Source organism: Streptomyces sp. DH-12, from assembly GCF_002899455.1.
Taxonomy (GTDB): Bacteria; Actinomycetota; Actinomycetes; order Streptomycetales; family Streptomycetaceae; genus Streptomyces.
Window position 1 is genome coordinate 2,607,276 of the sequence record NZ_PPFB01000001.1, and the last position, 24,883, is coordinate 2,632,158.

24 protein-coding genes are annotated in these 24,883 nt (G+C 71.8%); 11 read left to right on the forward strand and 13 right to left on the reverse strand.

The features are described from left to right. Positions 1 to 119 precede the first annotated feature (119 nt). The 4 genes from C1708_RS10265 to C1708_RS10280 form a co-directional block, all read right to left on the reverse strand. Positions 120 to 1,457 (reverse strand): hypothetical protein, encoded by a 1,338-nt coding sequence (locus C1708_RS10265; RefSeq protein WP_106412376.1) that lies wholly within the window; start codon positions 1,455 to 1,457, stop codon positions 120 to 122. Next, the gene (locus C1708_RS10270) at positions 1,447 to 2,010 is read right to left on the reverse strand and encodes a DUF6114 domain-containing protein (RefSeq protein ID WP_106412377.1); all 564 of its coding nucleotides are present in this window, start codon (positions 2,008 to 2,010) and stop codon (positions 1,447 to 1,449) included. The genes C1708_RS10265 and C1708_RS10270 overlap by 11 nt, the downstream gene beginning before the upstream one ends. 107 nt (positions 2,011 to 2,117) lie before the next feature. Further along, positions 2,118 to 2,762, reverse strand: coding sequence for a DUF6230 family protein (locus C1708_RS10275; protein WP_106412378.1), 645 nt, complete (start codon positions 2,760 to 2,762; stop codon positions 2,118 to 2,120). A gap of 659 nt (positions 2,763 to 3,421) precedes the next feature. Continuing rightward, positions 3,422 to 4,396: a tetratricopeptide repeat protein gene (locus tag C1708_RS10280; protein WP_106412379.1), complete on the reverse strand. Its 975-nt coding sequence runs from the start codon at positions 4,394 to 4,396 to the stop codon at positions 3,422 to 3,424. A gap of 237 nt (positions 4,397 to 4,633) precedes the next feature. On the opposite strand from C1708_RS10280, the gene C1708_RS10285 reads away from it, so the two are divergent. Next, positions 4,634 to 5,296: a TetR/AcrR family transcriptional regulator gene (locus C1708_RS10285; protein ID WP_106412380.1), complete on the forward strand. Its 663-nt coding sequence runs from the start codon at positions 4,634 to 4,636 to the stop codon at positions 5,294 to 5,296. 123 nt (positions 5,297 to 5,419) lie between these two features. Here C1708_RS10285 and icmA read toward each other — a convergent pair whose 3' ends face one another. The 5 genes from icmA to C1708_RS10310 form a co-directional block, all read right to left on the reverse strand. Next, positions 5,420 to 7,120 (reverse strand): coenzyme B12-dependent isobutyryl-CoA mutase large subunit, encoded by a 1,701-nt coding sequence (icmA, locus tag C1708_RS10290; protein ID WP_106412381.1) that lies wholly within the window; start codon positions 7,118 to 7,120, stop codon positions 5,420 to 5,422. Between the two features lie 84 nt (positions 7,121 to 7,204). Continuing rightward, entirely contained in the window at positions 7,205 to 7,543 is a 339-nt protein-coding gene (locus C1708_RS10295; RefSeq protein ID WP_106412382.1) for a DUF3817 domain-containing protein, read from the reverse strand. 90 nt (positions 7,544 to 7,633) lie between these two features. Beyond that, positions 7,634 to 8,143 carry a MarR family winged helix-turn-helix transcriptional regulator gene (locus C1708_RS10300; protein ID WP_106412383.1) on the reverse strand — a complete coding sequence of 170 codons (510 nt, stop codon included), beginning with the start codon at positions 8,141 to 8,143 and terminating at the stop codon, positions 7,634 to 7,636. A 94-nt stretch (positions 8,144 to 8,237) separates the two neighbouring features. Beyond that, a complete protein-coding gene (locus C1708_RS10305) occupies positions 8,238 to 8,531 on the reverse strand; it encodes an MTH1187 family thiamine-binding protein (protein WP_102638326.1) in 294 nt (97 codons plus the stop codon). Then, entirely contained in the window at positions 8,528 to 8,872 is a 345-nt protein-coding gene (locus tag C1708_RS10310) for a DUF3817 domain-containing protein (protein WP_106412384.1), read from the reverse strand. Before C1708_RS10310 ends, C1708_RS10305 begins: the two co-directional genes overlap by 4 nt. Positions 8,873 to 9,107: 235 nt before the next feature. Between C1708_RS10310 and C1708_RS10315 the strand changes: the two genes are divergently transcribed. The 4 genes from C1708_RS10315 to C1708_RS10330 all read left to right on the forward strand — a co-directional run bounded on the left by C1708_RS10315 (position 9,108) and on the right by C1708_RS10330 (position 11,763). Beyond that, positions 9,108 to 9,740 carry an AIM24 family protein gene (locus C1708_RS10315; RefSeq protein WP_106412385.1) on the forward strand — a complete coding sequence of 211 codons (633 nt, stop codon included), beginning with the start codon at positions 9,108 to 9,110 and terminating at the stop codon, positions 9,738 to 9,740. 1 nt (position 9,741) lies between these two features. Then, positions 9,742 to 10,392, forward strand: a complete 651-nt coding sequence (locus tag C1708_RS10320) for an AIM24 family protein (RefSeq protein WP_106412386.1) — start codon at positions 9,742 to 9,744, stop codon at positions 10,390 to 10,392. Further along, complete coding sequence (locus tag C1708_RS10325) at positions 10,389 to 11,189, forward strand: AIM24 family protein (RefSeq protein WP_106412387.1); 801 nt, start codon at positions 10,389 to 10,391, stop codon at positions 11,187 to 11,189. The genes C1708_RS10320 and C1708_RS10325 overlap by 4 nt, the downstream gene beginning before the upstream one ends. A 97-nt stretch (positions 11,190 to 11,286) precedes the next feature. Further along, on the forward strand, positions 11,287 to 11,763 hold the full coding sequence (locus C1708_RS10330; RefSeq protein ID WP_106412388.1) for a MarR family winged helix-turn-helix transcriptional regulator: 477 nt from the start codon (positions 11,287 to 11,289) through the stop codon (positions 11,761 to 11,763). A gap of 17 nt (positions 11,764 to 11,780) precedes the next feature. Here C1708_RS10330 and C1708_RS10335 read toward each other — a convergent pair whose 3' ends face one another. After that, positions 11,781 to 13,265: a sensor histidine kinase gene (locus C1708_RS10335; RefSeq protein ID WP_106412389.1), complete on the reverse strand. Its 1,485-nt coding sequence runs from the start codon at positions 13,263 to 13,265 to the stop codon at positions 11,781 to 11,783. Then, positions 13,262 to 13,981 carry a response regulator transcription factor gene (locus C1708_RS10340; protein ID WP_106412390.1) on the reverse strand — a complete coding sequence of 240 codons (720 nt, stop codon included), beginning with the start codon at positions 13,979 to 13,981 and terminating at the stop codon, positions 13,262 to 13,264. The genes C1708_RS10335 and C1708_RS10340 overlap by 4 nt, the downstream gene beginning before the upstream one ends. A 121-nt stretch (positions 13,982 to 14,102) precedes the next feature. Here C1708_RS10340 and C1708_RS10345 point away from each other — a divergent pair, with 121 nt between their 5' ends. After that, a complete protein-coding gene (locus C1708_RS10345; RefSeq protein WP_106412391.1) occupies positions 14,103 to 14,777 on the forward strand; it encodes a PepSY domain-containing protein in 675 nt (224 codons plus the stop codon). A 139-nt stretch (positions 14,778 to 14,916) separates the two neighbouring features. Here C1708_RS10345 and meaB read toward each other — a convergent pair whose 3' ends face one another. Then, positions 14,917 to 15,873, reverse strand: coding sequence for a methylmalonyl Co-A mutase-associated GTPase MeaB (meaB, locus tag C1708_RS10350; protein WP_106412392.1), 957 nt, complete (start codon positions 15,871 to 15,873; stop codon positions 14,917 to 14,919). A 40-nt stretch (positions 15,874 to 15,913) separates the two neighbouring features. Continuing rightward, positions 15,914 to 17,137 carry an acetyl-CoA C-acetyltransferase gene (locus tag C1708_RS10355; protein ID WP_106412393.1) on the reverse strand — a complete coding sequence of 408 codons (1,224 nt, stop codon included), beginning with the start codon at positions 17,135 to 17,137 and terminating at the stop codon, positions 15,914 to 15,916. A 147-nt stretch (positions 17,138 to 17,284) separates the two neighbouring features. Between C1708_RS10355 and mce the strand changes: the two genes are divergently transcribed. The 5 genes from mce to C1708_RS10380 all read left to right on the forward strand — a co-directional run bounded on the left by mce (position 17,285) and on the right by C1708_RS10380 (position 24,769). After that, on the forward strand, positions 17,285 to 17,725 hold the full coding sequence (mce, locus tag C1708_RS10360) for a methylmalonyl-CoA epimerase (RefSeq protein WP_033275497.1): 441 nt from the start codon (positions 17,285 to 17,287) through the stop codon (positions 17,723 to 17,725). 227 nt (positions 17,726 to 17,952) lie between these two features. Then, positions 17,953 to 21,834 carry a polarized growth protein Scy gene (gene scy, locus C1708_RS10365; protein WP_106412394.1) on the forward strand — a complete coding sequence of 1,294 codons (3,882 nt, stop codon included), beginning with the start codon at positions 17,953 to 17,955 and terminating at the stop codon, positions 21,832 to 21,834. A 184-nt stretch (positions 21,835 to 22,018) separates the two neighbouring features. Next, entirely contained in the window at positions 22,019 to 22,957 is a 939-nt protein-coding gene (locus C1708_RS10370; RefSeq protein WP_106412395.1) for a coiled-coil domain-containing protein, read from the forward strand. Positions 22,958 to 23,039: 82 nt separating this feature from the next. Beyond that, entirely contained in the window at positions 23,040 to 23,999 is a 960-nt protein-coding gene (locus tag C1708_RS10375; RefSeq protein ID WP_106412396.1) for an ABC transporter ATP-binding protein, read from the forward strand. Then, positions 23,996 to 24,769, forward strand: a complete 774-nt coding sequence (locus tag C1708_RS10380) for an ABC transporter permease (protein WP_106412397.1) — start codon at positions 23,996 to 23,998, stop codon at positions 24,767 to 24,769. The genes C1708_RS10375 and C1708_RS10380 overlap by 4 nt, the downstream gene beginning before the upstream one ends. Positions 24,770 to 24,883: the final 114 nt, after the last annotated feature.

A 24,883-nucleotide genomic window follows, 5' to 3' on the forward strand; every position in this document is an offset into this window, starting at 1 on the left:
CGCCCGGTGCACGTGCCCGAGGGCGCCCCCTGCCGCGCTGGGGGCGCCCTCGGTGCTGTCGTGCGGTTCCCGGAAGGTTCCGTGGATCCAGGCGGGTTCCGTGGATCCCGGCGGGCGGCTCAGTCGGTGATGTACTGGCGCAGGCCGGGGATGTGCAGGGTTCCGCCGAACTGGCCGGCCTGCTGAACCGTCACGTCGGTGAAGTAGATCAGCGGGATGTTCAGCGGCGGGGGGTGCTCCGGGTCGAAGGTGATCGGGATCAGCCCGAGCAGCTTGCCGGAGATGCGCTCCGTGTACATCACGGTGTCGCCGTCGCGGATGGTCGACGTCGAACCCTTGGCGGCCTGGACGTGGTACGTCTTGCCGGACTGTTCATCCTTGACCGTCTGGTGCAGGTCGCCGATGTCGGTGCCGTCGGACACGACGTACTTCAGCACCTTCTTCGTGACGCCGCCGGCGGTCCGTACCTCGACGATGCCCTTGTAGTCGGCGCCTTTCAGCAGCAGCGAGCTGGCGTTCAGGAACCACGGGACGTCGGGCAACGGGACGTTGTTGTCGACCCCGCCCTCGGCGTCGGTGGCGACCGGGCAGTCCTCCAGGTCCATCCCGGACGACTCGGAGGGGCTGGGCGAGGCGGTGGCCCCGGGCTCCTCGGTCCCTTCCGCCGCGGGCTCCTTCGCCGCAGGCTCCTCGGGCTGCTCCGTGATCTCCTCCGCCGCCTCGCCGGCCTTCTCACCGGTGTCCCCGGCGGTCTCGGCGGCCTTCTCCGCGGGCTCCCGGACGATCTCCTCGCCCTTGTCGTCCGTCTCCTCGGCGGGGGCGGACGACGACGCGGGGGCGGACGGGCCGGGGCTCGGCGTCTCCTCGTCCTTCTTGTCGCCGGGTGTGAAGACGTCCTTGACGGCGTCCCCGATCTGCTCCAGCAGGTTCCGGTCGGTCTCCGACGGGGACGGGGCGGGCTCGGCCTCCGCCGCCTGTCCGCCCGCGGTCGCGGAGGGCGTGGGCGCGGGGGCGGCCTCGTCGTCGGAACCTGAATCCGGCGAAGAGTCCGAGCCCTTGTCCGCGTCCTTGTCCGGGGCCTGTTGGACGGGGGCCGATGCGGACGGGTCCGCCGAGGGCTCCTCGTCGTCCTCGGAGGCGCTCTCGCTCGCGGTGGCGGACGGGGTGGGCAACGCGCTCGCATCCCCCTTCTCCGCCTGCTCGATGGCCTCCAGGCACTCCTTGAACTCGTCGGCCGTGAGACTCCTCGACGACGGCTGGTCGTCGGCCTGGGCGAGCGTCGGCGTGAAGCCCATCCCCATCAGTACCGCGGTCGGCATCGCCGCGATGGCTATCGCCTTCCCCGCGGGCATGTGGAACCTGGTGAACAACGGCTTCTTGGGCGCCGCGTGACGCGGCCCGGTTCTCCCACGGGACGGCTCCACATCAGCCCCGCGGGTCGCCTCGTCAGCCGGCACTGTGCCTCCCGTTCGCCCCGTTCGCCGGGCTCGTTCCTGACAGATCGTTCGGTTCGTCCGCCCCGTCCCGCGGTTCGGGGAGCGTGCCGCCGGGCTCCGCGTCCGCCTCCGGGGCCGCGCCCCCGTCCTCACCCGCCCCAGCCGCCTGCGGCTCGGGCGGAACGCCCGGCGCCCACGACACGGCCATCGCTCCGCCTATGAGGGCGAAGAGGAAACCGATGAGGAAGCCGCCGAAGTTGGACACCGGGAGGGAGACCAGTCCCAGCAGGATGGCCGCGACGCCGGCGAAGACGCGGATGTGCTGCTGGACCCACAGGCTGACGCCCAGGACGACCAACAGCGCCCCGATGATCAGGGAGCCGGCACCCGCAGTCGTGGACATGGCCAGCGTCAGATGACCGATCTGGAGGTTCGCGTACGGGAAGTACATGATCGGAAAGCCTGCGAACAGGACGAACAGGCCCGCCCAGAACGGTCGCGATCCCCGCCAGGCCCGGAACTGCAGCCTCCGGCGGGTGAACTGGCCGGAGGCGGCAGATGTCTCGGCGCTCATGGAAAACAGCTCCCTGGTGCGGCGTTGCTGTGGTGATGATGGGGCCGCGCCCGGAGGACGGGCCGGGCGGGCGGGGAGCCGGTGGCGCCCCGCCCGCCAAGGAGTGCTTAGTAGCACTCCTTGTTCTTCGTGGACAGCGACATCTTCAGGCCGCTGAGCTTGAAGGTTCCGGCAGTGGTCGCCCACGCCGTCTGCTTCACGTCGGTGAGCAGCGCCGTGTCCGCCTGCTGAGCGAAGCCGAACGGGTTCGCCTCCTCCTTGCCGCCCTTCATGCCAGGGCCCTTGTTGGCGTCCTTGGCCGCAACACCGATGTCGATGCCCCCGAAGGTGGCGTCCGCCTCGAGGTTGGCGACATCGATGTAGAGGTTCTCGGCCTTGACCTGCCTGTCCTTGTCGGAGCTGTCACCCGCCGTCAGCCGCAGCGTGACGGAGCCGAGCACCGGGATGTTCGGCGTGACGACCGACTGGCACATCTTCTGGATCGTGGCGTCCTTGAACGCCGAGACGGCCACCGGGTGGGTCGCCTTACCGCCGGTGAGGGTGTAGCCCTCGGTGAGCGCGCCGTACTGCGAGAAGCCCTTGCCCTCCAGCTTCTGCGCCGTCACCTTGAACGACTGGCCCGACACGCTGAACGACGCCGCGAGGGCGCCCTGCGCCAGGCTGATGCCCACCGCCGCCGTGGCGGCCACGCTGGGCACCATGACCACGGCGAACCGCTTCCATCTGGTCCCGCCACGCACCTGGGACTCCATATTTCCTCCTTCTCGGACGTACATCTCCTGTCCTGGCTCACCGCCTTGACCGGCGGCCGAGTCGGGCAGGGATGGGAGAAGTGCTACGTCCTCGGGAAGGGGAGCGCCCGCATTCCGCGGCGCGGGTGACGCGCCCGGATTCGCCGGCGACCACCCCCGAGCGACAACCACTGGTCGCGCCTGACACGCATCACGCACAACCCTGCTGGACAGGCTTCGCCGGATGGACGAAGACCCCCCTGTCCAAGGAGCGACGTCACTGCCGACGCTCCTGCTCGGTGGGGACCCAGGGGTTCCCGCGGCCCGACCGGCTGTCGGGTGTACGGGCAAGGGACCGAGCGTCGCCGATCGTGGTGCATTCTCGCCGCCCGCACAAGGGGGTTCGTTACTGGCTAGTAACGGCCAGGTCACCGCGACGCGACCCGCCGGGCCCGATCGGCGACGCTGGGTGCACCGGCGGGAGTGGACAAAACCATTGATCCGCGAACGAAACCCGACAGGTCAACCCCTGCGGCTTACTCGCAGTAACAGCGGCCGCGCTTGCCAAGATTTGGCAAAGCGCGGCCGCTTCAGCCTCTGCCGGCGAGGCGGCACCTCGGGTCCCGTTCGTCGCCATAACGGGCGAAAGAGGCGACAACGGGCATCCGGGTGCGGGTGGTTCAGAACAGGGCGCGGGCCAGGGCCCGGCGCGCGGTCACCACGCTGGGGTGGTCGGCGCCCACCACGTCGAACAGCTCCAGCAGCCGCACGCGTACGGCCTCGCGCTCGTCACCCGCCGTGCGGGCCACCGTGTCGACCAGCCGGCCGAAGGCGTCGGCGACGTGGCCGCCCGCCATGTCCAGGTCGGCGGCGGCGATCTGGGCCTGCGCGTCGCCCGGCTTCTCGGCGGCGTCCTTGCGCACCTGCTGCGGGTCCATGTCCCGCACCCGGCGCAGCAGTTCGGCCTGGGCGAGCCCCAGCGTGGCCTCGGGGTTGGCCGGGTCCTCGGCGAGCACGTTCTTGTAGGCCTGCACCGCGCCGTCCAGGTCGTCGGCGTCCAGCGCGCGGGCGGCGGCCTCGAGGAGGGAGTCGTAGGGGCCGGCGGGGACCTCGTCGGCCGCCGCGCCGCCGCCCGGCTCGGCCTCGGGGTCGACGGTCAGCCCGGTCAGGCCGAAGCGCTGCTCGGCGACCTGTACGAGCTGGTCCAGGGTCTGGCGGATCTGCGCCTCGCCCGCGGCGCCCTGGAAGAGCGGCAGGGCCTGGCCGGCCACCACCGCGAAGACGGCGGGGATGCCCTGGATGCCGAACTGCTGCATCAGCATCTGGTTGGCGTCGACGTCGATCTTGGCGAGGAGGAAACGGCCGTTGTACTCGACGGCGAGCCGCTCCAGGACGGGGCTCAGCTGCTTGCAGGGCTCGCACCACTCGGCCCAGAAGTCGATGACGACCGGGACCTCGGTGGAGCGCTGCAGGACGTCGCTCTCGAATCCGGCCTCGTCGACGTCGATGACGAGATCGGCGGGCGAGACGGCGCCCGTGCCGCCCCTCCGGGCCGCTTCGGCGCGCGCCTGCTCCGCCTTCGCCTTGGCCTCCTGGGCCGCCTTCACCGCGGCGAGGTCGACGACTCCGCTCATGGACATGTTCCGTGGCTGCATGCGCCTATCCTCCCCCGTACTCCGCGTGAGTGTGAAAAGCCCCCGGGAAACCCAGGCGTACGTGTGGTGCGGGTGCGCCGGGTCCCCACCCGGCGCGGTGGTCGTCGCTCGGGCACGCCGGTCACGCGTGCTTTCGCTACGGGTCGTAGCGTAATGCCGGCCGGGGTCCGCTGAACAGGGTGCTCCGGTGATCTCCCTCACGCACCGACGTACGGGGTCCGCCGTTATCGTCGTGCCATGCAGAGCCGCACCCCAGCCGGTCGCACCGGGCGTCCGCGCAGCGTCGCGGCCGACGCCGCGATCCTCGCCGCGACCCGGCAGGCGCTGGTGGACCTGGGGTGGTCCAAGCTCACGCTCTCGGACGTCGCGGTGCGCGCGGGGGTGGCCAAGACGACGTTGTACCGGCGCTGGGCGGGCAAGAACGAACTCGTCGTGGACGCCGTCGCGGAGCTCTTCGACGAACTGACCCTGCCCGACCGCGGCTCGCTGGCCGCCGACATCGAGGGCGTGGTGCTCCAGTTCGCCGCGATCCTGGCCCGTCCGGAGGCGCGCAGCGGGCTGATGGCGGTGGTCGCCGAGGCCACCCGTGACGAGGCGCTGCGCGAGCGCATCCGCGCCTCGATCGTGGACCGCCAGAAGCGGCTGGTGACCGCGGGCCGCGCCCGCGCCCAGGAGCGCGGCGAGCTGCCGCCGGAGTCCGACGCGGTCCGCTCCGCCCGCACGGCCGACCTGATCTTCGACATGGTGGCGGGGTCGGTGGTGCACCGTACCCTGGTCAGCAACCAGCCGGCCGACGAGGAGTGGGTGCGCGGGCTGACCCGGGTGCTGCTGTCGGGGCTGGCGGCGGCGCACGCCGAACTCCCGCGGACGCCGGACGCGCGGACCGCCCGCTTCCCGTAGGGGCCGCCCCAGGCCGGGACAGGGGCGCACGGAGCCCGGGACGGCCGCCCGCGGACCGCGCGTACGCCTCCGCCCCGGCAGGCGGGGTGCCCGCCGGGGCGGAGACGCGTCGTCCAGGGCGGGTCAGAACCCGGCGGGCTCCGTGTAGACGCCCCACTCGTCGCGCAGGACGTCGCAGATCTCGCCCAGCGTCGCCTCGGCGCGTACGGCGTCGAGCATCGGCTCGATCATGTTGGCGCCGGAGCGGGCCGCCTCGACCATGGCGTCGAGCGCGCCGCGCACCTTCGCGTCGTCGCGTCCGGCCTTGCGCTCGCCCAGCAGCCGGACCTGCTCGCGCTCCACCTCGTGGCTGACCCGCAGGATCTCCAGGTCACCGGTGACGGAGCCGGTGTGGACGTTGACGCCGACGACCTTCTTGTCGCCCTTCTCCAGCGACTGCTGGTAGCGGAAGGCCGACTCGGCGATCTCGCCGGTGAACCAGCCGTCCTCGATGCCGCGCAGGATGCCGGAGGTGATCGGCCCGATGGGGTGCTCGCCGTCCGGGTGGGCCCGCAGGCCCCGCTCCTTGATCTGCTCGAAGATCTTCTCCGCGTCCGCCTCGATGCGGTCGGTGAGCTGCTCGACGTACCAGGAACCGCCCAGCGGGTCGGCGACGTTGGCGACGCCGGTCTCCTCCATCAGCACCTGCTGGGTGCGCAGGGCGATCTCGGCGGCCTGCTCGCTGGGGAGCGCGAGGGTCTCGTCGAGGGCGTTGGTGTGGAGGGAGTTCGTCCCGCCGAGCACCGCCGCGAGCGCCTCGACGGCGGTCCGCACCACGTTGTTGTACGGCTGCTGCGCGGTGAGCGAGACCCCGGCGGTCTGGGTGTGGAACCGCAGCCACTGCGCCTTCTCGCTCCTCGCGCCGTAGACGTCCCGCATCCAGCGCGCCCAGATGCGGCGCGCGGCGCGGAACTTGGCGATCTCCTCGAAGAAGTCGACGTGCGCGTCGAAGAAGAAGGACAGGCCCGGCGCGAAGACGTCGACGTCCAGTCCGCGGCTGAGCCCCAGCTCGACGTACCCGAAACCGTCGGCGAGCGTGTACGCCAGCTCCTGCGCGGCGGTCGCCCCGGCCTCGCGGATGTGGTAGCCGGAGACCGACAGCGGCTTGTACGCGGGGATGCGCGCGCTGGTGTACTCCATCAGGTCGCCGATGAGGCGCAGATGGGGCTCCGGCTGGAAGAGCCACTCCTTCTGCGCGATGTACTCCTTGAAGATGTCCGTCTGCAGCGTGCCGTTCAGCACGCCCGGGTCGACGCCCTGGCGCTCGGCGGCGACGAGGTACATGCAGAAGACGGGCACGGCGGGCCCGCTGATGGTCATCGACGTGGTGACGTCGCCGAGAGGGATGTCCTTGAACAGGACCTCCATGTCGGCCGCCGAGTCGATGGCCACCCCGCAGTGGCCGACCTCGCCCAGCGAGCGGGGGTCGTCGGAGTCGCGGCCCATGAGCGTCGGCATGTCGAAGGCGACGGACAGGCCGCCTCCGCCGTTGCCGAGGATCATCTTGTAGCGCTCGTTGGTCTGCTCGGCGTTCCCGAACCCGGCGAACTGCCGGATGGTCCACGTCCGCCCCCGGTAGCCGGTCGGGTACAGCCCGCGGGTGAACGGGTACTCCCCCGGCCAGCCGATCCGCTCGAACCCCTCGTAGCGGTCCCCGGGCCGCGGCCCGTACACCGGCTCCACGGGGTCGCCGGAGAGCGTGGTGAAATCCGCGTCGCGCTTGCGCGCGGCGTCGTACCGGGCCTGCCAGCGACGGCGGCCCTCCTCGATGGCGTCAGCGTCCATACCGTCGAATTTACTAGGACGTCCAAGTATCTGTCGATGGCAGACCGCCGCACGCTCGTCCGTACGGCGGTGCGACGCGGGGCGTCAGGCCCTGGCGGTCTCGGGGGTCCCGTCCTCGACGGAGGCCGCCAGCTCGCGGCTGATCCCGCGCTCGACGAAGAACGCGGCGGTGGGGACGGTGCCGGCGAGCAGCACCCAGAGCTGCTTCTTGACCGGCCACTTCGCCTTGGAACCGAGGTCGAAGGCGAAGATCAGGTAGACGACGTAGAGCCAGCCGTGAGCGATGCTGACCACCTGGGTGAAGTCGGCCGCGCCGCCCATGTCGAGCACGTACTTGCCGATCATGCCCAGCGTCAGCGCGACGAGGAGGACACCGGTGACGTAGGCCATGACCCGGTAGCGGGTCAGCACGCTCTTCTTCATGCCGTCGAGCCTAACGGGCCGCTCCCCGCGCTCCGGGGCCGGGTCGCGTGCCCCTCGTCACTCCCGCACGGCGGTGCACGAGCCCCGGGGTCACCCCTCCTGGAAGTCGCCCGCCGCCAGGCGGAGGGGGCGGAGGATGGCGAAGAGTTCGGCGCACTCCTCCGCGTCGTAGGCGCTCAGGCCGAAGTCCATCGCCATCAGGTCGCGGGTCGCCGACTCGACCACCTCACGGCCCTTGTCGGTGATGGACGCGAGCGTGCCGCGGCCGTCGTTGGGGTTGGGGCGCTTGGCCACCAGACCCGACCTGACCAGCCGGTCCACGGTGTTGGTCACCGAGGTCGGATGCACCATGAGCCGCTCGCCGATCTTGGACATCGGCAGCTCGCCGGACTTGGAGAAGGTCAGCAGGACCAGCGCCTCGTACCGTGCGAACGTGAGCCCGTAGGGCTTGACCACGGCGTCGACCTGGGCGAGCAGGATCTGGTGGGCCCGCATGATCGAGGTGATCGCGGCCATCGACGGCACGCTTCCCCAGCGCTGCTTCCAGAGCTCGTCGGCACGGGCGATGGGATCGAACGAGAGACTGAGCGGCTTCGGCACGGACCAGACCCTACCGGCGGGTCAGATGCCGGTCAGCCCTGTCTCGCCCTTCGGTCCGGCGAGGCGGACGGCGGGACAGGGCGACCGGCACGCGTCAGTCGGCCAGGTGGCGCTCGACGGTCTCCACCTTGGACGTCAGCCCGTCCTCCACGCCCGGACGGATGTCCGCCTTGAGGACGAGGGAGACGCGCGGCGCGCGGGCCTCCACGGCGGCCACGGCGCGCTTGACCACGTCCATGACCTCGTCCCACTCCCCCTCGACCGAGGTGAACATCGCGTCGGTGCGGTTCGGCAGCCCGGACTCGCGGACCACCCGGACGGCGTCGGCGACGTACTCCCCCACGTCCTCGCCGACGCCCAGCGGCGTCACGGAGAAGGCGACGATCACGCGTTCACGGTCCCTTCCTTGCGGGCGCGCGTCGCGATCACCGCGTCCTCGGTCTCCCGCTTGAGCCGCCGCTCGGCGAAGAAGCCGCCGGTCGGCAGGACCGACATGACGAAGTAGTACGCCGCGGTGCCCAGCGGCCACTTCGCCCGGTTCCAGGCGTCGGCCCAGAAGATCGCGTAGAGGACGAAGAGGAAGCCGTGGACCGCGCCCATGACCGGCACGGCGTTGAACTCGGTGGTCCGCTTCAGGACCGAGCAGACGAGCAGCAGCAGGAACGAGATCGCTTCGGGGCCCGAGACCAGGCGGAGGCGTCGGAGTGCGGAGGCGGTCTTGATGTCCACGGGTCACCTTCGGGTGGGAGAGACGTCGGTGTCGATGGTGCGGTTGGCTTGTGAACGCGCGCACAAGCGCGTCCATTGTGACAAACCCGGTGAGTGATCACCGCAGGGGGTCGGGGACGGGCCCGTAGGGGTCCGGGTGCGTCCGTACGGGTCGGATGAGGGTCGGATCAGGGTCCGGTCCCCCCTTCGGGGCCTGTCGGCGGGGTCCGGCGGCGGTTACCGTCGCAGCGTGGCGATGTTCCGACTTCAGAGCAGCAAGGTGCTCGCCGTCGACATGACCGGGGACGCCGTGAAGGCGAAGAACGGCTCCATGGTCGCGTACGACGGGCAGATGGCCTTCAAGAAGCTCACGGGTGGCGGCGAGGGCGTCCGGGGGATGGTGACCCGGCGGCTCACGGGCGAGCAGATGACGCTCATGGAGGTGAGGGGCCACGGCACCTGCTTCTTCGCCGACCGCGCCTCCGAGATCAACCTGGTGGCCCTGACCGGGGAGAAGCTGTACGTCGAGTCCAGCAACCTGCTGGCGACCGACGGGGGTCTGCGCACGGGCACCGCCTTCACCGGCCTGCGCGGCGCCTCCCAGGGCAACGGACTGTTCACGACCACCGTCGAGGGGCACGGCCAGGCCGCGATCATGTCGGACGGCCCCGCCGTGCTGCTGCGGGTCAGCCCGCAGTACCCGCTGACGGTCGACCCGGGCGCGTACGTCGCGCACCGGGGCAGCCTGCGGCAGTCGTTCCAGTCGGGCGTGACCTTCCGCACGCTGATGGGCGAGGGCGGCGGCGAGGCCTTCCAGATCCGCTTCGAGGGCGACGGGGTGGTCTACGTCCAGCCCAGTGAGCGCAACACGATCGCGGGAGACGTCTGACATGGGTTTCCGGGAGATCAACTCCAAGATGATCGAGGCGACCGTCGCCCCCGGCCGGCGGCTGTTCAGCCAGCGCGGCGCGATGCTCGCCTACAAGGGCGAGGTCAGCTTCACTCCGAACCTGCGCGGCGGCCAGGGCGGGGTGATGTCGATGATCGGCCGGCGCGTGGCGAACGAGGACACGCCCCTGATGACCGTCGAGGGCGACGGCACGGTGCTGTTCGGGCACGGCGGCCACCACATCCAGGTGATCCACCTCTCCGGGGACACCCTGTACGTCGAGGCGGACCGGCTGCTGGCCTTCGAGGGGACGCTGGAGCAGGGCACGGTGTTCCTGGGTTCGCAGGGCGGGGTGATGGGCATGGTCCGGGGCCAGGTCTCCGGTCAGGGCCTGTTCACCACCACCCTCAAGGGGCACGGCGCGGTCGCCGTGATGGCCCACGGCGGGGTGATCGAGGTGCCGATCACCCCGCGGCACCCGGTGCGCGTCGACCCGCAGGCGTACGTCGCCCACCACGGCGACGTGCGCAACAAGCTGTCGACGGCGCTCGGCTGGCGGGACATGGTGGGACGCGGCTCCGGAGAGGCTTTCCAGCTGGAGCTGAGCGGCAGCGGCGCGGTCTACGTCCAGGCCTCGGAGGAGAAGCTGTGAGCACGTACGGAACGCCCGGCGCCGGGCCGGCGGTCTTCGACCCGACGACGCTGCCCTCCGACGACAACGTCAACGACTACACCTTCTGCGTGGAGCTCAAGGGGACCCAGTGGTTCCTGCAGAAGGGGAAGATGATCGCCTACTACGGCGCCATCGAGTTCAACGGCATCGGGCACGGGCGACTCGACCGACTTGTCCGTGCCTCGTTCCATTCGCCACTGCACGCATCCGACTGGGTCGTGGCGGAGGGCTCGGGCAGGATGCTCCTCGCCGACCGGGCCTTCGACGTCAATTCCTACGACTTGGACGATGGCAATCTGACCATTCGCTCGGGCAACTTGCTCGCTTTTCAGCCAAGCTTGTCACTGAAGCAGTCGATCGTGCCAGGTTTCCTGACACTGATCGGAACCGGAAAGTTCGTGGCGGCATCCAACGGTCCGGTGGTGTTCATGGAACCCCCGATCAGGGTGGACCCGCAGGCGCTGGTCGGATGGGCGGACTGCCCGTCCCCGTGCCACCACTACGACCACGGCTACATGACCGGCCTGCTGGGCGGTCTACGTGCGATGACGGGCCTGGGCGGGGCCTCCGGCGAGGAGCACCAGTTCGAGTTCGTCGGGGCGGGCACGGTGCTGCTGCAGTCGTCCGAGGCGCTGATGACGGAGCAGGCCACGGGGGCGCCGCCGCGGGAGCCCGGGGTGCCCGGAGGGGGCGGACCGGGCGGGTCCGGACCGGCCGGAAGCGGACCGCGCCTTCCCGGACAGCTGGGAGACCTGCAGCGTCACTTCGGGCTGTGAGCGGTAATGTGCGGGGGGTGACATCGAACGCCTGCACGTGGCGTCACCCGGAAGCCCTATTAGTTCGCCTTTCAACTTCCTTAGGTAGACTTCATTCATGGAGACCGAGACGGCCACCCGCTGGCTGACCCATACGGAGCAGTGCGCCTGGCGCACCCACCTGGAGGTCAACAAGCTGCTGACCTACCAGCTCGAGAAGGATCTGCAGCCGTTCGGCCTGACAATGAACGACTACGAGATCCTGGTGAACCTGTCCGAATCGGAGGACCGGCGGATGCGGATGAGCGACCTCGCCTCCGCCACGATGCAGTCCAAGAGCCGCCTCTCCCACCAGATCACCCGGATGGAGAACGCCCACCTGGTCCGCCGGGAGAACTGCGAGTCCGACCGCCGCGGACTCTACGCCGTCCTCACCGACCACGGCATGGAGACGATGCAGAAGGTCGCCCCGCACCACGTGGCGTCGGTGCGCCGGCACTTCATCGACCTGCTCCCCTCCGAGGCGCTGATCGAGCTCGACAAGGCCCTCAAGCCCATCGCGGAGCACCTGCGGGGGCAGCGGGGACGCCTCTGACGTCCCCCTGACGTCCCCTACTGCGGGGGCGTCCCCCGGTCCGCGCCGGCGAGCGGCAGGCGGAGCGCGAAGAGGGCTCCGCCCGCCGGCGCCGCGCCCGCGGTGAGCGTGCCGCCGTGCCGTACGGCCACGTCCCGCGCGATGGCCAGGCCCAGCCCGGCCCCGCCGTCGTCCCGGCTGCGCGCCGCGTCCAGCCGTACGAACCGCTCGAAGATCCGTTCGCGGTCCGCCTCGGCCACACCCTCGCCGTCGTCGGCGACGCCCACCACGGCCCAGCCGCCCTCCCGGCGCACGGTCACCGTGATCCGCTCGCGGGCGTGCCGCTCCGCGTTGTCCAGCAGGTTGGCGAGCACCCGCCCGAGCTGACCGCGCGACCCGGAGACCTCGACGGGCTCCGCCTCCACCGTGACGCCCTCGCGCCCCGCGGCCTCCTCGCGGGCCAGCGCGGCCAGGTCCACCCGGGTGTCGGCGGGCCGCTCCCCCGCGTCCAGCCGGGCGAGCAGCAGCAGGTCGGCGGCGAGGTTCTGCAGCCGCACGGTGTCCTCGACGGCGCCGTCCAGATCGAGCAGTCCGGGGTGGGCGGCCGCGACCTCCAGCTGGGTGCGCAGGGAGGCGATGGGGCTGCGCAGCTCGTGCGAGGCGTCGGCGACGAACCTGCGCTGCCGCTCCACGGAGGTCTCCAGGGCGGCGAGCGTGGCGTTGGTGGTCCGGGCGAGCCGGGCGATCTCGTCGTGCGTCGCCGGTTCGGGGACCCGGCGGCCCAGGTCCTCGGAGGCGGTGATCGCGGCCATCTCCCGTCGGATGCCCTCGACCGGGCGCAGGGCCCGCCCGGTGACCAGCCAGGTCACCGAGGCGACGACGCCGAGCAGCAGCGGGAAGCCGATGAGCATGGAGGTCAGCGCGGTGCCCACGGCGCTGTGCTCGGCGGCCAGCGGGGAACCCGCGTGGACGGTGAGGCGGCCCCGGTCGGGGGTCTCCACCTCCACGGCGGCGAAGCGGTAGTCCTCGGTGTCGCCGTCGATGGTGGCGGTGCCGTTGGTGAAGCTCGCCCTCTGCGCGATCTCGCCGGGGGCGAGGGACTCGTCGTCGTCCGAGCGGCCGGAGTCGTCGTCACCGCCGTCGTCGTCCCGGTCGTCGTCGCCGTCGTCGTCACGGTCGTCGTCCGCGCCGGGCCGGGTCGGCGCGGGTGTCACCTCGGCGGTGCCCGTCCCGGTGATCCGCTCCAGGTCCTCGGAGACGGCGAGCAGGACGCCGTCCTCGTCGGTGATCTGCACGGGGGTGTCCTCGGCGTCGAGGCCGGAGAGCTTGTCGAGGGGCGTACGGGCGGCCAGTTCGGAGGCGACGGCCTGCGCGGAGCGCTCCGCCCGGGTGCCCGCCTCGCCGGTCAGGTTGGCGCGCAGGGACAGCAGGAGGGCGGTGCCGGCGGCGACGAGGGCCACGGCGACGACGAGCGTGGCGCCGAGCGTCGCCCGGGAACGGACCGAGCCGAACAGCCGGCTCACGGCGCCGTCTCCAGCCGGTAGCCGGCGCCGCGCACCGTGCGGATGAGGTCCGCGCGCAGTTTGCGGCGCAGGGCGCTGACGTAGACCTCGACGATGTTGGGGTCGCCCTCGTAGGCGAAGTCCCAGACGTGCTCGAGGATGTCGGCCTTGGACACCACCTCGCCGGCCCGCAGCACCAGGTGCTCGAGGACCGAGAACTCCTTGGCCGTCAGCTCGGTCTCGTCGTCGCCGAGCCACACCCGGCGGGCGGCGGTGTCCACCTTCAGGTCGCCGTGCACATGGACCGGGGACGCGCCCGCGGCCCTCCGGCGGCGCAGCAGCGCCTTCACCCGGGCGACGAGCACCACGTAGGAGAACGGCTTGGTGAGGTAGTCGTCGGCGCCGGTGTCCAGGCCCTCGGCCTCGTCGTACTCGCCGTCCTTGGCGGTGAGCATCAGGATCGGCACCTCGTGCCCGGCGGCGCGCAGGGCGGCGCACACCCGGTAGCCGTTGAGGCCGGGCAGCATGATGTCGAGGATCACCAGGTCGTACGGTTCCGTCGTGGCCCGGTCCAGCCCTTCCCGGCCGTCGTGCACGACGTCGACCGCGTACCCCTCGGCGGTGAGGCCTCTGGCGAGGGAGAGGGCGAGGCGCTTTTCGTCCTCGACGATCAGGAGTCGAAAGGGGCGGCGCGAAGCGCCTCCCTCAGGGTGGTGGTGGGAGACGGGTGGGCGCATGCGGTCCAGGGTCGCAAAGGGAAGCTGAAGATCACTTCAGGCTGCTTCAGCTTCCGCTCAGCGTCGGTCGGCGACATTGATGTCGTACAGCGCGAAGCACACCGACTCGGGAGGAACGCACATGAAGCGCAACATCGTGATCGCCGTCGTCACGGCCGCGGCTCTGGTGGGCGGAGGCACGGCGACGGCCCTCGCGGTCGCGGGGGACGACGACACGGCGTCGGTGACGCGGACGGACGACGACAGGGACGAGCGCGACGACCGCGGTGAGGACCGCTCCGACGACCGCGACGACCGCGCCGAGGGCGGTTCCGACGACCGCGACGACGACGGCGACGACGACGCCGCCCGTGCCGCCGCCCCCGGCGAGGTGACCGCCGCCGAGGCCATCGCCGCCGCGCTGAAGCACACTCCGGGCACGGCGGTCTCCGCCGAACTGGACGACGGCTCCTGGGAGATCGACGTCCTCGGCAGGGGTGACACCTGGCACAGCGTCAGGATCGACCCGGACAGCGGCAAGGTGCTGGACGCCCAGAAGGACGACGAGGACGACGCCGCGGAGGCGCGCGCCGCGCTGAAGAACGCCACGGTGACGGCCGAACAGGCCGCGAAGGCCGCCGCGTCCAAGGGCACGGTCGTCTCCGTCGACCTGGACGACGACGGCGACGACCGGGGCTGGGAGGCGGAGACGCGCGCCTCCGGCGGGGACGAGCGGGACTGGAACGTCGATCCGGGGACGGCGTCCGTCACGGCCGACCGCGGCGACGACTCCGGCGACGACTCCGACGACGACTGACGGTCCCTGAGGCTGCGCCCCGGCCTCCCCGGCCCTGACACGCCTCGTCCTCAACCGCCGGACGGACTGGGAATCAGCCCTTCCGGCGTTTGAGGAGCGGGGTCCGGGGCCGAGCCCCGGCTCGGGAAGGGGGGGGCGGTCAGCTGCCGGTCAGCCCCTCGACCAGTTCGTCCGCCGCCCGGTACGGATCAAGATCCCCCGCGATGATGCGCTCGGCGAGTGCGCCGAGGCGGCGGTCGCCGTGGAGGTCGCCGATGCGTTCGCGGAGGGCGGTGACGGCGATGGTCTCGACCTCGCGGGCGGCGCGGGCCAGGCGGCGTTCCGCGAGGACGCCGCGCTCCTCCATCCAGGCGCGGTGCTTCTCCAGCGCCTCGACGACCTCGTCGACGCCTTCCTGGCGGGCGGCGACCGTCTTCACGATCGGGGGGCGCCAGTCGCCGGGGCCGCGGGACTCGCCGAGGCCCAGCATGTGGTTCAGCTCGCGGGCGGTGGCGTCGGCGCCGTCGCGGTCGGCCTTGTTGACGACGTAGACGTCGCCGATCTCCAGGATTCCGGCCTTGGCGGCCTGGATGCCGTCGCCCATGCCGGGGGCCAGCAGGACCACGGAGGTGTCGGCCTGGGAGGCGATCTCCACCTCCGACTGGCCGACGCCCACCGTCTCGACCAGGACCACGTCGCAGCCGGCCGCGTCCAGGACGCGGATGGCCTGCGGCGCGGCCCAGGCGAGGCCGCCCAGGTGGCCGCGGGTGGCCATGGAACGGATGTAGACGCCCGGGTCGGAGGCGTGCTCCGACATCCGGACGCGGTCACCCAGCAGGGCGCCCCCGGAGAAGGGGGAGGACGGGTCGACGGCCAGGACGCCGACCCGCTTGCCCTGTTTGCGGTACGCGGTCACCAGCGCCGAGGTGGACGTCGACTTGCCGACGCCGGGGGACCCGGTGAGGCCGACCACGTAGGCGTTGCCGGTGAGCGGCGCGAGGGCCGCCATGACCTCCCTGAGCTGCGGTGACGCCCCCTCCACCAGGGAGATCAAACGGGCCACGGCCCGTGGCCTGCCCTCTCTGGCCTGGGCCACCAGAGTGGAGACGTCCTGCATCACAGCTCCGTTCACGTGAGGAAAGTCGGCAACAACCGGGTCAGGCCTTGGGTACCCGCACGATGAGCGCGTCACCCTGGCCGCCGCCACCGCACAGCGCCGCGGCGCCGACACCGCCGCCGCGCCGCTTCAGTTCCAGCGCCAGGTGCAGCACCAGCCGGGCGCCGGACATCCCGATCGGGTGGCCGAGTGCGATGGCGCCACCGTTGACGTTCACCTTTTCGGCGGAAACGCCCAGGTCCTTCATTGACTGCACGGCGACCGCCGCGAAGGCCTCGTTGATCTCGATCAGGTCGAGGTCGGAGACCTCCAGGCCCTCCTTCTTGAGGGCGTGCAGGATGGCGTTCGACGGCTGCGACTGGAGCGAGTTGTCGGGGCCGGCCACGTTGCCGTGGGCGCCGATCTCGGCGATCCACTCCAGGCCCAGCTCCTGCGCCTTGGCCTTGCTCATCACGACCACGGCCGCGGCGCCGTCGGAGATCTGCGAGGACGAACCGGCGGTGATGGTGCCGTCCTTGGCGAACGCCGGGCGCAGCTTGCCGAGGGACTCGGCGGTGGTGTCCCCGCGGATGCCCTCGTCCTTGCTGAAGAGCACCGGGTCGCCCTTGCGCTGCGGGATCTCGACCGGGGTGATCTCGGCCTCGAAGACGCCGTTCTTCTGCGCGGCGGCGGCCCGCTGGTGGGACAGGGCGGCGATCTCGTCCTGCTCGGCGCGGCCGATGCCGAGGCGGGTGTTGTGCCTCTCCGTGGACTCGCCCATGGCGATGCCCTCGAAGGAGTCGGTCAGGCCGTCGTGCGCCATGGCGTCGAGCATCTGCACCGCGCCGTACTTGTAGCCCTCGCGGGACTTCGGCAGCAGGTGCGGCGCGTTGGTCATGGACTCCTGGCCGCCGGCCACGACCACGTCGAACTCGCCCGCGCGGATGAGCTGGTCGGCCAGCGCGATGGCGTCGAGGCCGGAGAGGCACACCTTGTTGACGGTGAGCGCCGGGACGTTCATCGGGATGCCGGCCTTCACGGCGGCCTGGCGGGCCGGGATCTGCCCCGCCCCGGCCTGGAGCACCTGTCCCATGATCACGTACTGGACCTGGTCGCCGCCGATCCCCGCACGGTCGAGGGCGGCCTTGATCGCGAAGCCGCCGAGGTCGGCTCCGGAGAACGACTTCAGCGAACCGAGCAGCCGACCCATCGGGGTGCGGGCGCCCGCGACGATGACGGATGTCGTGCCGTTCGTTGCGGATGTTGCAGATGATGCGGAAGTCATGAGCTGCGGTCCCCTTCCGGCTGCACAGCCGAGGAGTGAACGAGGGTTTACTTCGAATGTACTGACGCGCGGTGGACCCCGTCATCGGCCTTTCGGTGTGATCGCGCGCACGTTGCGTAACCGTCGCGCGGGCGCTGCACTGGTTCCATGCTGACGCGAATCGACCACATCGGGATCGCCTGCTTCGACCTCGACAAGACCGTGGAGTTCTACCGCTCCACCTACGGCTTCGAGGTGTTCCACTCGGAGGTCAACGAGGAGCAGGGCGTCCGTGAGGCCATGCTCAAGATCAACGAGACCTCCGACGGCGGGGCCTCCTACCTGCAGCTCCTCGAGCCGACCCGCGAGGACTCCACCGTCGCCAAGTGGCTCGCGAAGAACGGCGAGGGCGTCCACCACATCGCTTTCGGCACGGCGGACGTCGACGCGGAGGCGGCCGGCATCAAGGAGAAGGGCGTACGCGTTCTGTACGAAGAGCCCCGGCGCGGTTCCATGGGGTCACGGATCACCTTCCTGCACCCGAAGGACTGCCACGGCGTACTGACAGAACTGGTCACTTCCGCGCCCGTTGAGTCGTCCGAGCACTGACCCACGTACATAGGGGCCGGTAGGGTTGGGTCTGGTCGCCGCTGAAAGCGTGGTGACCGAGTCCCGTCGTGTTCGGCGACGGGATCGCCGGGGTCCGGGTGGCGGGGGGCGAGCGCGGGGCGGCAGCCCATGCTCCGCCGTTGATCTGACACCATTCCCCGGGGGCTCCGTTCGGGATGGACGGGGCTCGGCCAGACTTGCGACCAGGGGACGGATGGGACCGCGCAGTGCGGGGCTACGAGAGCCAGGAGCGAGAGCCGGCGGCTGACGTCGACCACCTCTCTCGGTTCGAAGCCGAGATGAAGCGGCTGAAGACCGAGCGGGAAAAGGCGATCCAGCACGCCGAGGACCTCGGCTACCAGGTCGAGGTGCTGCGCGCCAAGCTGCACGAGGCGCGGCGCACCATCATGTCCCGGCCCGCCTACGACGGCGGCGACATCGGCTACCAGGCCGAGCAGTTGCTCCGCAACGCGCAGATGCAGGCCGACCAGATCCGCGCGGACGCCGAGCGGGAGCTGAGCCAGGCCCGCGCCCAGACCCAGCGCATCCTCCAGGAGCACGCCGAGCAGGCCGCCCGTCTCCAGGCGGAGCTGCACCAGGAGGCGGTGACCCGGCGCCAGCAGCTCGACCAGGAGCTGGCGGAGCGCCGCCGGACCGTCGAGTCGCACGTCAACGAGAACGTGGCGTGGGCGGAGCAGCTGCGGGCCCGCACCGAGGAGCAGGCCCGCCGCCTGATGGAGGAGACCCGCGCCGAGCGGGAACAGGCCCTGGCCGCCGCGCGCGAGGAGGCCGAGCGGCTGACCTCCGAGGCCCGCCGCCGGCTGCAGAGCGAGGCGGAGGCGGCCCGCAGCGAGGCCGAGCAGCTGCTGCGCCGCGCCCGCGCGGACGCCGAGCGGCTGCTGAACGCCGCCTCCACGCAGGCGCAGGAGGCCACCGAGCACGCCGAGCGGCTGCGCACCTCCACGGCCACCGAGTCGGAGTCGGCACGCCGCCGGGCGCAGGAGCTGAGCCGGGCCGCCGAGGAGCGGATCGCCGAGGCGGAGACCGCGCTGCGCGAGGCGCGCTCCGAGGCCGAGAAGGTCCTCGCCGAGGCGAAGGAGGCCGCCGCCAAGGCGCTCGCCTCCGCCGAGGCCGCCAACGAGACGCGCACGCGCACCGCCAAGGAGCAGGTGGCGCGGCTGGTCGGCGAGGCGACCAAGGAGGCGGAGGCCACCAAGGCGGACGCCGAGCAGCTGGTCGCCGACGCCCGCGCGGAGGCCGAGAAGATCGTCGCGGAGGCCGTGGAGAAGGCCCGCGCGCTCACCGCGGAGGAGTCCGCCACCCAGCTGTCCAAGGCGGCCAAGACCGCCGAGGACGTGCTCAACAAGGCCTCCGAGGAGGCCAAGCGGACCACGCGCGCCGCGGCCGAGGAGGCGGAGCGGATCCGCCGGGAGGCCGAGGCCGAGGCGGACCGGCTGCGCGCGGAGGCGCACGACATCGCCGAGCAGCTCAAGGGCGCGGCGAAGGACGACACCAAGGAGTACCGCGCCAAGACGGTCGAGCTGCAGGAGGAGGCACGCCGGCTGCGCGGCGAGGCCGAGCAGCTGCGTGCCGACGCGGTCGCCGAGGGCGAGAAGATCCGCGCGGAGGCCCGCAAGGAGGCCGTGGCGCAGATCGAGGAGGCGGCCAAGTCCGCCGAGGAGCTGCTCGCCAAGGCCAAGGCGGACGCCGACGAGCTGCGCTCCACCGCGCAGACGGACAGCGAGAAGGTCCGCACGGAGGCCATCGAGCGCGCCACGACGCTGCGCCGGCAGGCCGAGGAGACCCTGGAGCGCACCCGCAAGGAGGCCGAGCGGCACCGTGCGGAGGCCGTGGAGCAGGCCGACGCGCTCAAGGAGGACGCCGAGCGGGCCGCGCGCGAGCTGCGCGAGGAGACCGAGCGGGCCGTCGAGACCCGTCGCGCGGAGGCCGCCGAGGAGCTGACCCGGCTGCACGCCGACGCCGAGGAGCGGCTCGCCGCGGCCGAGCAGGCGCTGAGCGACGCGCGCGAGGAGGCCGACCGGATCCGCCGCGAGGCGACCGAGGAGGCCGAACGGCTGCGCACCGAGGCCGCCGAGCGGATCCGCACGCTCCAGCAGCAGGCCGAGCAGGAGGCCGAGCGGCTGCGCACCGAGGCCGCGGCGGACGCGTCGGCGTCCCGGGCGGAGGGCGAGGCCGTCGCCGTGCGGCTGCGGTCGGAGGCCGCGGCCGAGGCGGAGCGGCTCAAGTCCGAGGCGCAGGACAGCGCGGACCGGATGCGCGCGGAGGCCCAGGCGGCCGCCGAGCGGATCGGCACGGAGGCCTCCGAGACGCTGGCCGCCGCGCAGGAGGAGGCGGCCCGGCGGCGCCGGGAGGCGGAGGAGCTGCTCGGCGCGGCTCGTGAGGAGGCCGACCAGGAGCGCGAGCGGGCCCGCGAGCAGAGCGAGGAGCTGCTGTCGGCGGCGCGCACCCGCGTGGAGGAGGCGCAGGCCGAGGCCGTACGGCTGGTCGAGGAGGCGGACCGGCGGGCCACGGAGATGGTGTCGGCGGCCGAGCTCCACGCCCAGCAGGTGCGGGACTCCGTCGCGGGGCTGCACGAGCAGGCGCAGGAGGAGATCGCCGGGCTGCGCAGCGCCGCCGAGCACGCGGCGGAGCGCACCCGCGCGGAGGCCGAGGAGGAGGCGGACCGGGTCCGCGCCGACGCCTACGCGGAGCGGGAGCGGGCCGGCGAGGACGCGGGCCGGCTGCGGCGCGAGGCGCAGGAGGAGGCCGAGGAGGCCAAGTCCCTCGCGGAGCGCACGGTGTCGGAGGCGATCACGGAGGCGGACCGGATCCGCTCCGAGGTCTCCGAGCACGCGCAGCGGCTGCGCACCGAGGCGTCCGACGCGGTCGCCGAGGCCGAGCAGGTCGCGGCGCGCACCCGGGCGGAGGCCCGTGAGGACGCCAACCGGATCCGTTCGGACGCGGCGAGGCAGGCGGACACGCTCATCACCGAGGCGCGCGGCGAGGCGGAGCGGCTCACCGAGGAGACCGTCGCGGAGACCGACCGGCTGCGCACCGAGACGGTCGCCGAGGCCGAGCGGGTGCGGTCGGAGTCGGCCGCCAAGGCGGAGAAGCTGATCGCGGACGCCACCGGCGACGCGGAGCGGCTGCGTGCCGAGGCCGCGGAGACGGTGGGGTCGGCGCAGCAGCACGCGGAGCGGATCCGGCGGGAGGCCGAGCGGGTCAAGTCCGACGCGGAGTCGGAGGCGGAGCGGCTGGTGTCCGGTGCGCGCGAGGAGGCCGAGCGGACGCTGGACGAGGCCCGCAAGGAGGCCAACAAGCGGCGTTCGGAGGCGGCCGAGCAGGTCGACACGCTCATCACGGAGACCGCCGCCGAGGCGGACAAGCTGCTCACCGAGGCGCAGCAGCAGGCGCTGAAGACGAAGGCCGACGCCGAGTCGCAGGCGGACACCATGGTGGGCGCGGCGCGCAGCGAGGCCGAGCGGCTGGTGGCCGAGGCGCGGATCGAGGGCAACTCGCTGGTGGAGAAGGCCCGTGCGGACGCCGACGAGCTGCTGATCGGCGCGCGCCGGGACGCGACGCAGATCCGGGAGCGCGCCGAGGAGCTGCGTGACCGCCTCACCAGCGAGATCGAGGAGCTGCACGAGCGGGCCCGGCGCGAGGCGGCGGACACCATGAAGTCCGCCGGTGACCGCTGCGACGCGCTGGTCAAGGCCGCGGAGGAGCAGCTGGCGAAGGCGGAGGCCAAGGCGAAGGAGATCGTCTCCGAGGCCAACTCCGAGGCGGGCAAGGTACGGATCGCCGCCGTGAAGAAGGCCGAGGGTCTTCTGAAGGAGGCGGAGCAGAAGAAGGCCACGCTCGTGAAGGAGGCCGAGGAGCTGAAGGCCGAGGCGGTGCGCGAGGCACGGCGCACCGTCGAGGAGGGCAAGCGCGAGCTGGAGGTCCTCGTCCGGCGCCGCGAGGACATCAACGCGGAGATCTCGCGCGTCCAGGACGTCCTGGAAGCCCTGGAGTCCTTCGAAGCCCCGGCGGGCGGCAAGGACAACGGCGTCAAGGCGGGGGCCGCGGCAGGTGCTGCCCGTACGGGTGGCAAGTCAGCCGACAGCTAGCGAAATCGGGCGAAATCCCGTGTAGAGTGGGGGCTTTGACCATGGGTTTGGCAAGGCTTCCGGCGGCGTGCCACTCAAAAGGGGTGTCATCTTACGTATCAAACGTGCATCCGCTCGATGACTCAGCGCTTCGGCCCCTAGGATTCCCCCTATCACCTCACCGGTCTCATTCGACAGGAACCCCATGAGCGACACTTCCCCCTACGGCTTCGAGCTTGTGCGGCGTGGATACGACCGCGCTCAGGTGGACGAACGTATCTCCAAGCTCGTCTCCGACCGTGACAGCGCTCTCGCCCGCATCACCGCTCTGGAAAAGCGCATCGAAGAGCTCCACCTCGAGACGCAGAACGCCCAGGCCCAGATCAACGACGCCGAGCCGTCGTACGCGGGTCTCGGCGCGCGTGTGGAGAAGATCCTCCGCCTCGCCGAGGAGGAGGCCAAGGAGCTGCGCGAGGAGGCCCGGCGCGCCGCGGAGCAGCACCGCGAGCTCGCCGAGTCGGCCGCCCAGCAGGTGCGCAACGACGCCGAGGCGTACGCCGCCGAGCGCAAGGCGAAGGCGGAGGACGAGGGCGTCCGGATCGTCGAGAAGGCCCAGAGCGAGGCCGCCCAGCTGCGCTCCGAGGCGCAGAGGGACGCCCAGTCCAAGCGCGAGGAGGCGGACGCCCTCTTCGAGGAGACCCGCGCCAAGGCCGCGCAGGCCGCCGCGGACTTCGAGACGAACCTGGCGAAGCGCCGCGAGCAGTCCGAGCGCGACCTGGCCTCGCGTCAGGCCAAGGCCGAGAAGCGCCTCGCGGAGATCGAGCACCGTGCGGAGCAGCTCCGTCTGGAGGCCGAGAAGCTGCGCACCGACGCCGAGCGCCGGGCCCGCCAGACGGTGGAGACCGCCCAGCGCCAGGCCGAGGACATCGTGGCCGACGCCAACGCCAAGGCCGACCGGATCCGTTCGGAGTCCGAGCGTGAGCTCGCCGCGCTGACCAACCGCCGCGACTCCATCAACGCCCAGCTGACCAACGTCCGCGAGATGCTGGCGACCCTCACGGGTGCCGCGGTCGCCGCCACCGGCTCGCCCGCCACCGACGACGAGCCGGTCTCCCGGGGCGTCCCGGCCCAGCAGTCCCGGTAACACCCGGACGGGCGACCGGACCACGGCGAAGCCCTCTGCCACTGCGGTGGCAGAGGGCTTCGTCCCGTTCTAGCGTGGCCGCATGATCGAGCTGGAGGGGCTGACCAAGCGGTACGGCGAGAAGGTGGCGGTGGACAACCTGACCTTCACCGTCCGGCCGGGCATCGTCACGGGCTTCCTCGGCCCGAACGGCGCCGGCAAGTCGACCACCATGCGGATGATCCTGGGGCTCGACCACCCGACGGCCGGTGATGTGCGCATCGACGGCACCTCCTACGACCGGCTCCAGGACCCGCTCACGGACATCGGGGCACTGCTGGAGGCCAAGGGGGTGCACCCGGGGCGCAGCGCCTACCACCACCTGCTGTGGCTCGCGCAGAGCAACGGCATCCCCGAGCGGCGGGTGGGCGAGGTGCTGGACACCGTCGGCCTGACGGCGGTGGCGCGGAAGAAGGCCAAGGGGTTCTCGCTCGGCATGGGGCAGCGGCTCGGCATCGCCGCCGCGCTGCTCGGCGACCCGCGGATCCTGATGTTCGACGAGCCGGTCAACGGCCTCGACCCCGAGGGCATCCACTGGATCCGCACGCTGATGAAGTCGCTGGCCGAGCAGGGCCGCACGGTGTTCGTCTCCTCCCACCTGATGAGCGAGATGGCCCTGACCGCGGACCACCTCGTCGTCATCGGGCAGGGCCGGCTGCTCGCCGACACCTCGATGGCCCAGTTCATCGAGCGCAACTCCCGCTCCTACGTCCGGGTGCGCACCCCGCAGCGGGAGGCGCTGCTGGACGCGCTGCACCAAGGCGGCGTCACCGCGGTGGACGGCGCGGACGGGACGCTGGAGGTGGACGGGACGCCCGCCGGGCGGATCGGCGAGCTGGCCGCCCGCAACGGTGTGGTGCTGCACGAACTGAGCCCGCAGCAGGCCTCCCTGGAGGATGCCTTCATGCAGTTGACGGCGGAGTCGGTGGAGTACCACGCGCACACCGGCGCGCCGCTGCCGCCGCAGCAGTGGGGCGAGAGCTGGAGGAAGGGCCGAGCATGACGACGGCACAGGTCGTACGGTCGGAGTGGACCAAAATCCGGTCGGTGGCGTCCACCGTGTGGACGCTGTCGACCGCGGTGATCGTCACCGTCGCCCTCGGCATGCTGATCTCCGCGCTGGCGAGGAACGAGTTCGACGACCTCGGCGAGCGGGAGAGACTCGCCTTCGACCCGACGTTCATCAGCTTCGCCGGGACCAGCCTGGGCCAGCTCGCAATGATCGTGTTCGGTGTGCTGGTGGTGTCGAACGAGTACAGCACCGGGATGATCCGCGCCTCGCTGGCCGCCGTGCCCAGGCGCGGCGTCTTCCTGTTCAGCAAGCTCGCCGTGGCCACCGCGCTGGCGTTCGTGGTCGGCATGGCCACCAGCTTCGCCACCTTCTTCCTGGGCCAGCTGATGCTCGGTGACCTCAAGGCGTCCATCGGCGACGAGGGGGTGCTGCGCGCGGTGATCGGCGGCGGGCTGTACATGACGCTGATCGCGCTGTTCTCCATGGGCGTCGCCGCGATGCTGCGCTCCCCCATGCTGTCGCTGGGCGTCCTGATGCCGTTCTTCTTCCTGATCTCCAACATCCTCGGCAACGTCAGCGCCACCGAGAAGGTCGGCCGGTTCCTGCCCGACCAGGCGGGCAGCAGGATCATGCAGGTGGTCACCCCGGTGGACGACGACACCCCGTACGGCCCCTGGGGCGGCCTGGGCATCATGGCGCTGTGGGTGATCGCGGCGGTCATCGGCGGGTACGTGCTGCTGAAGCGGCGTGACGCGCAGTGAGCGACCGGACCGGATCCGTTCCGGTCCGTCCCTGACGCGCCCTTGGGCGGAACCGTCAGCGCCCCGATAAGCTCCTAACCCTTACGGGGGGCGTGTGCCCCGCTGTCCTGAACC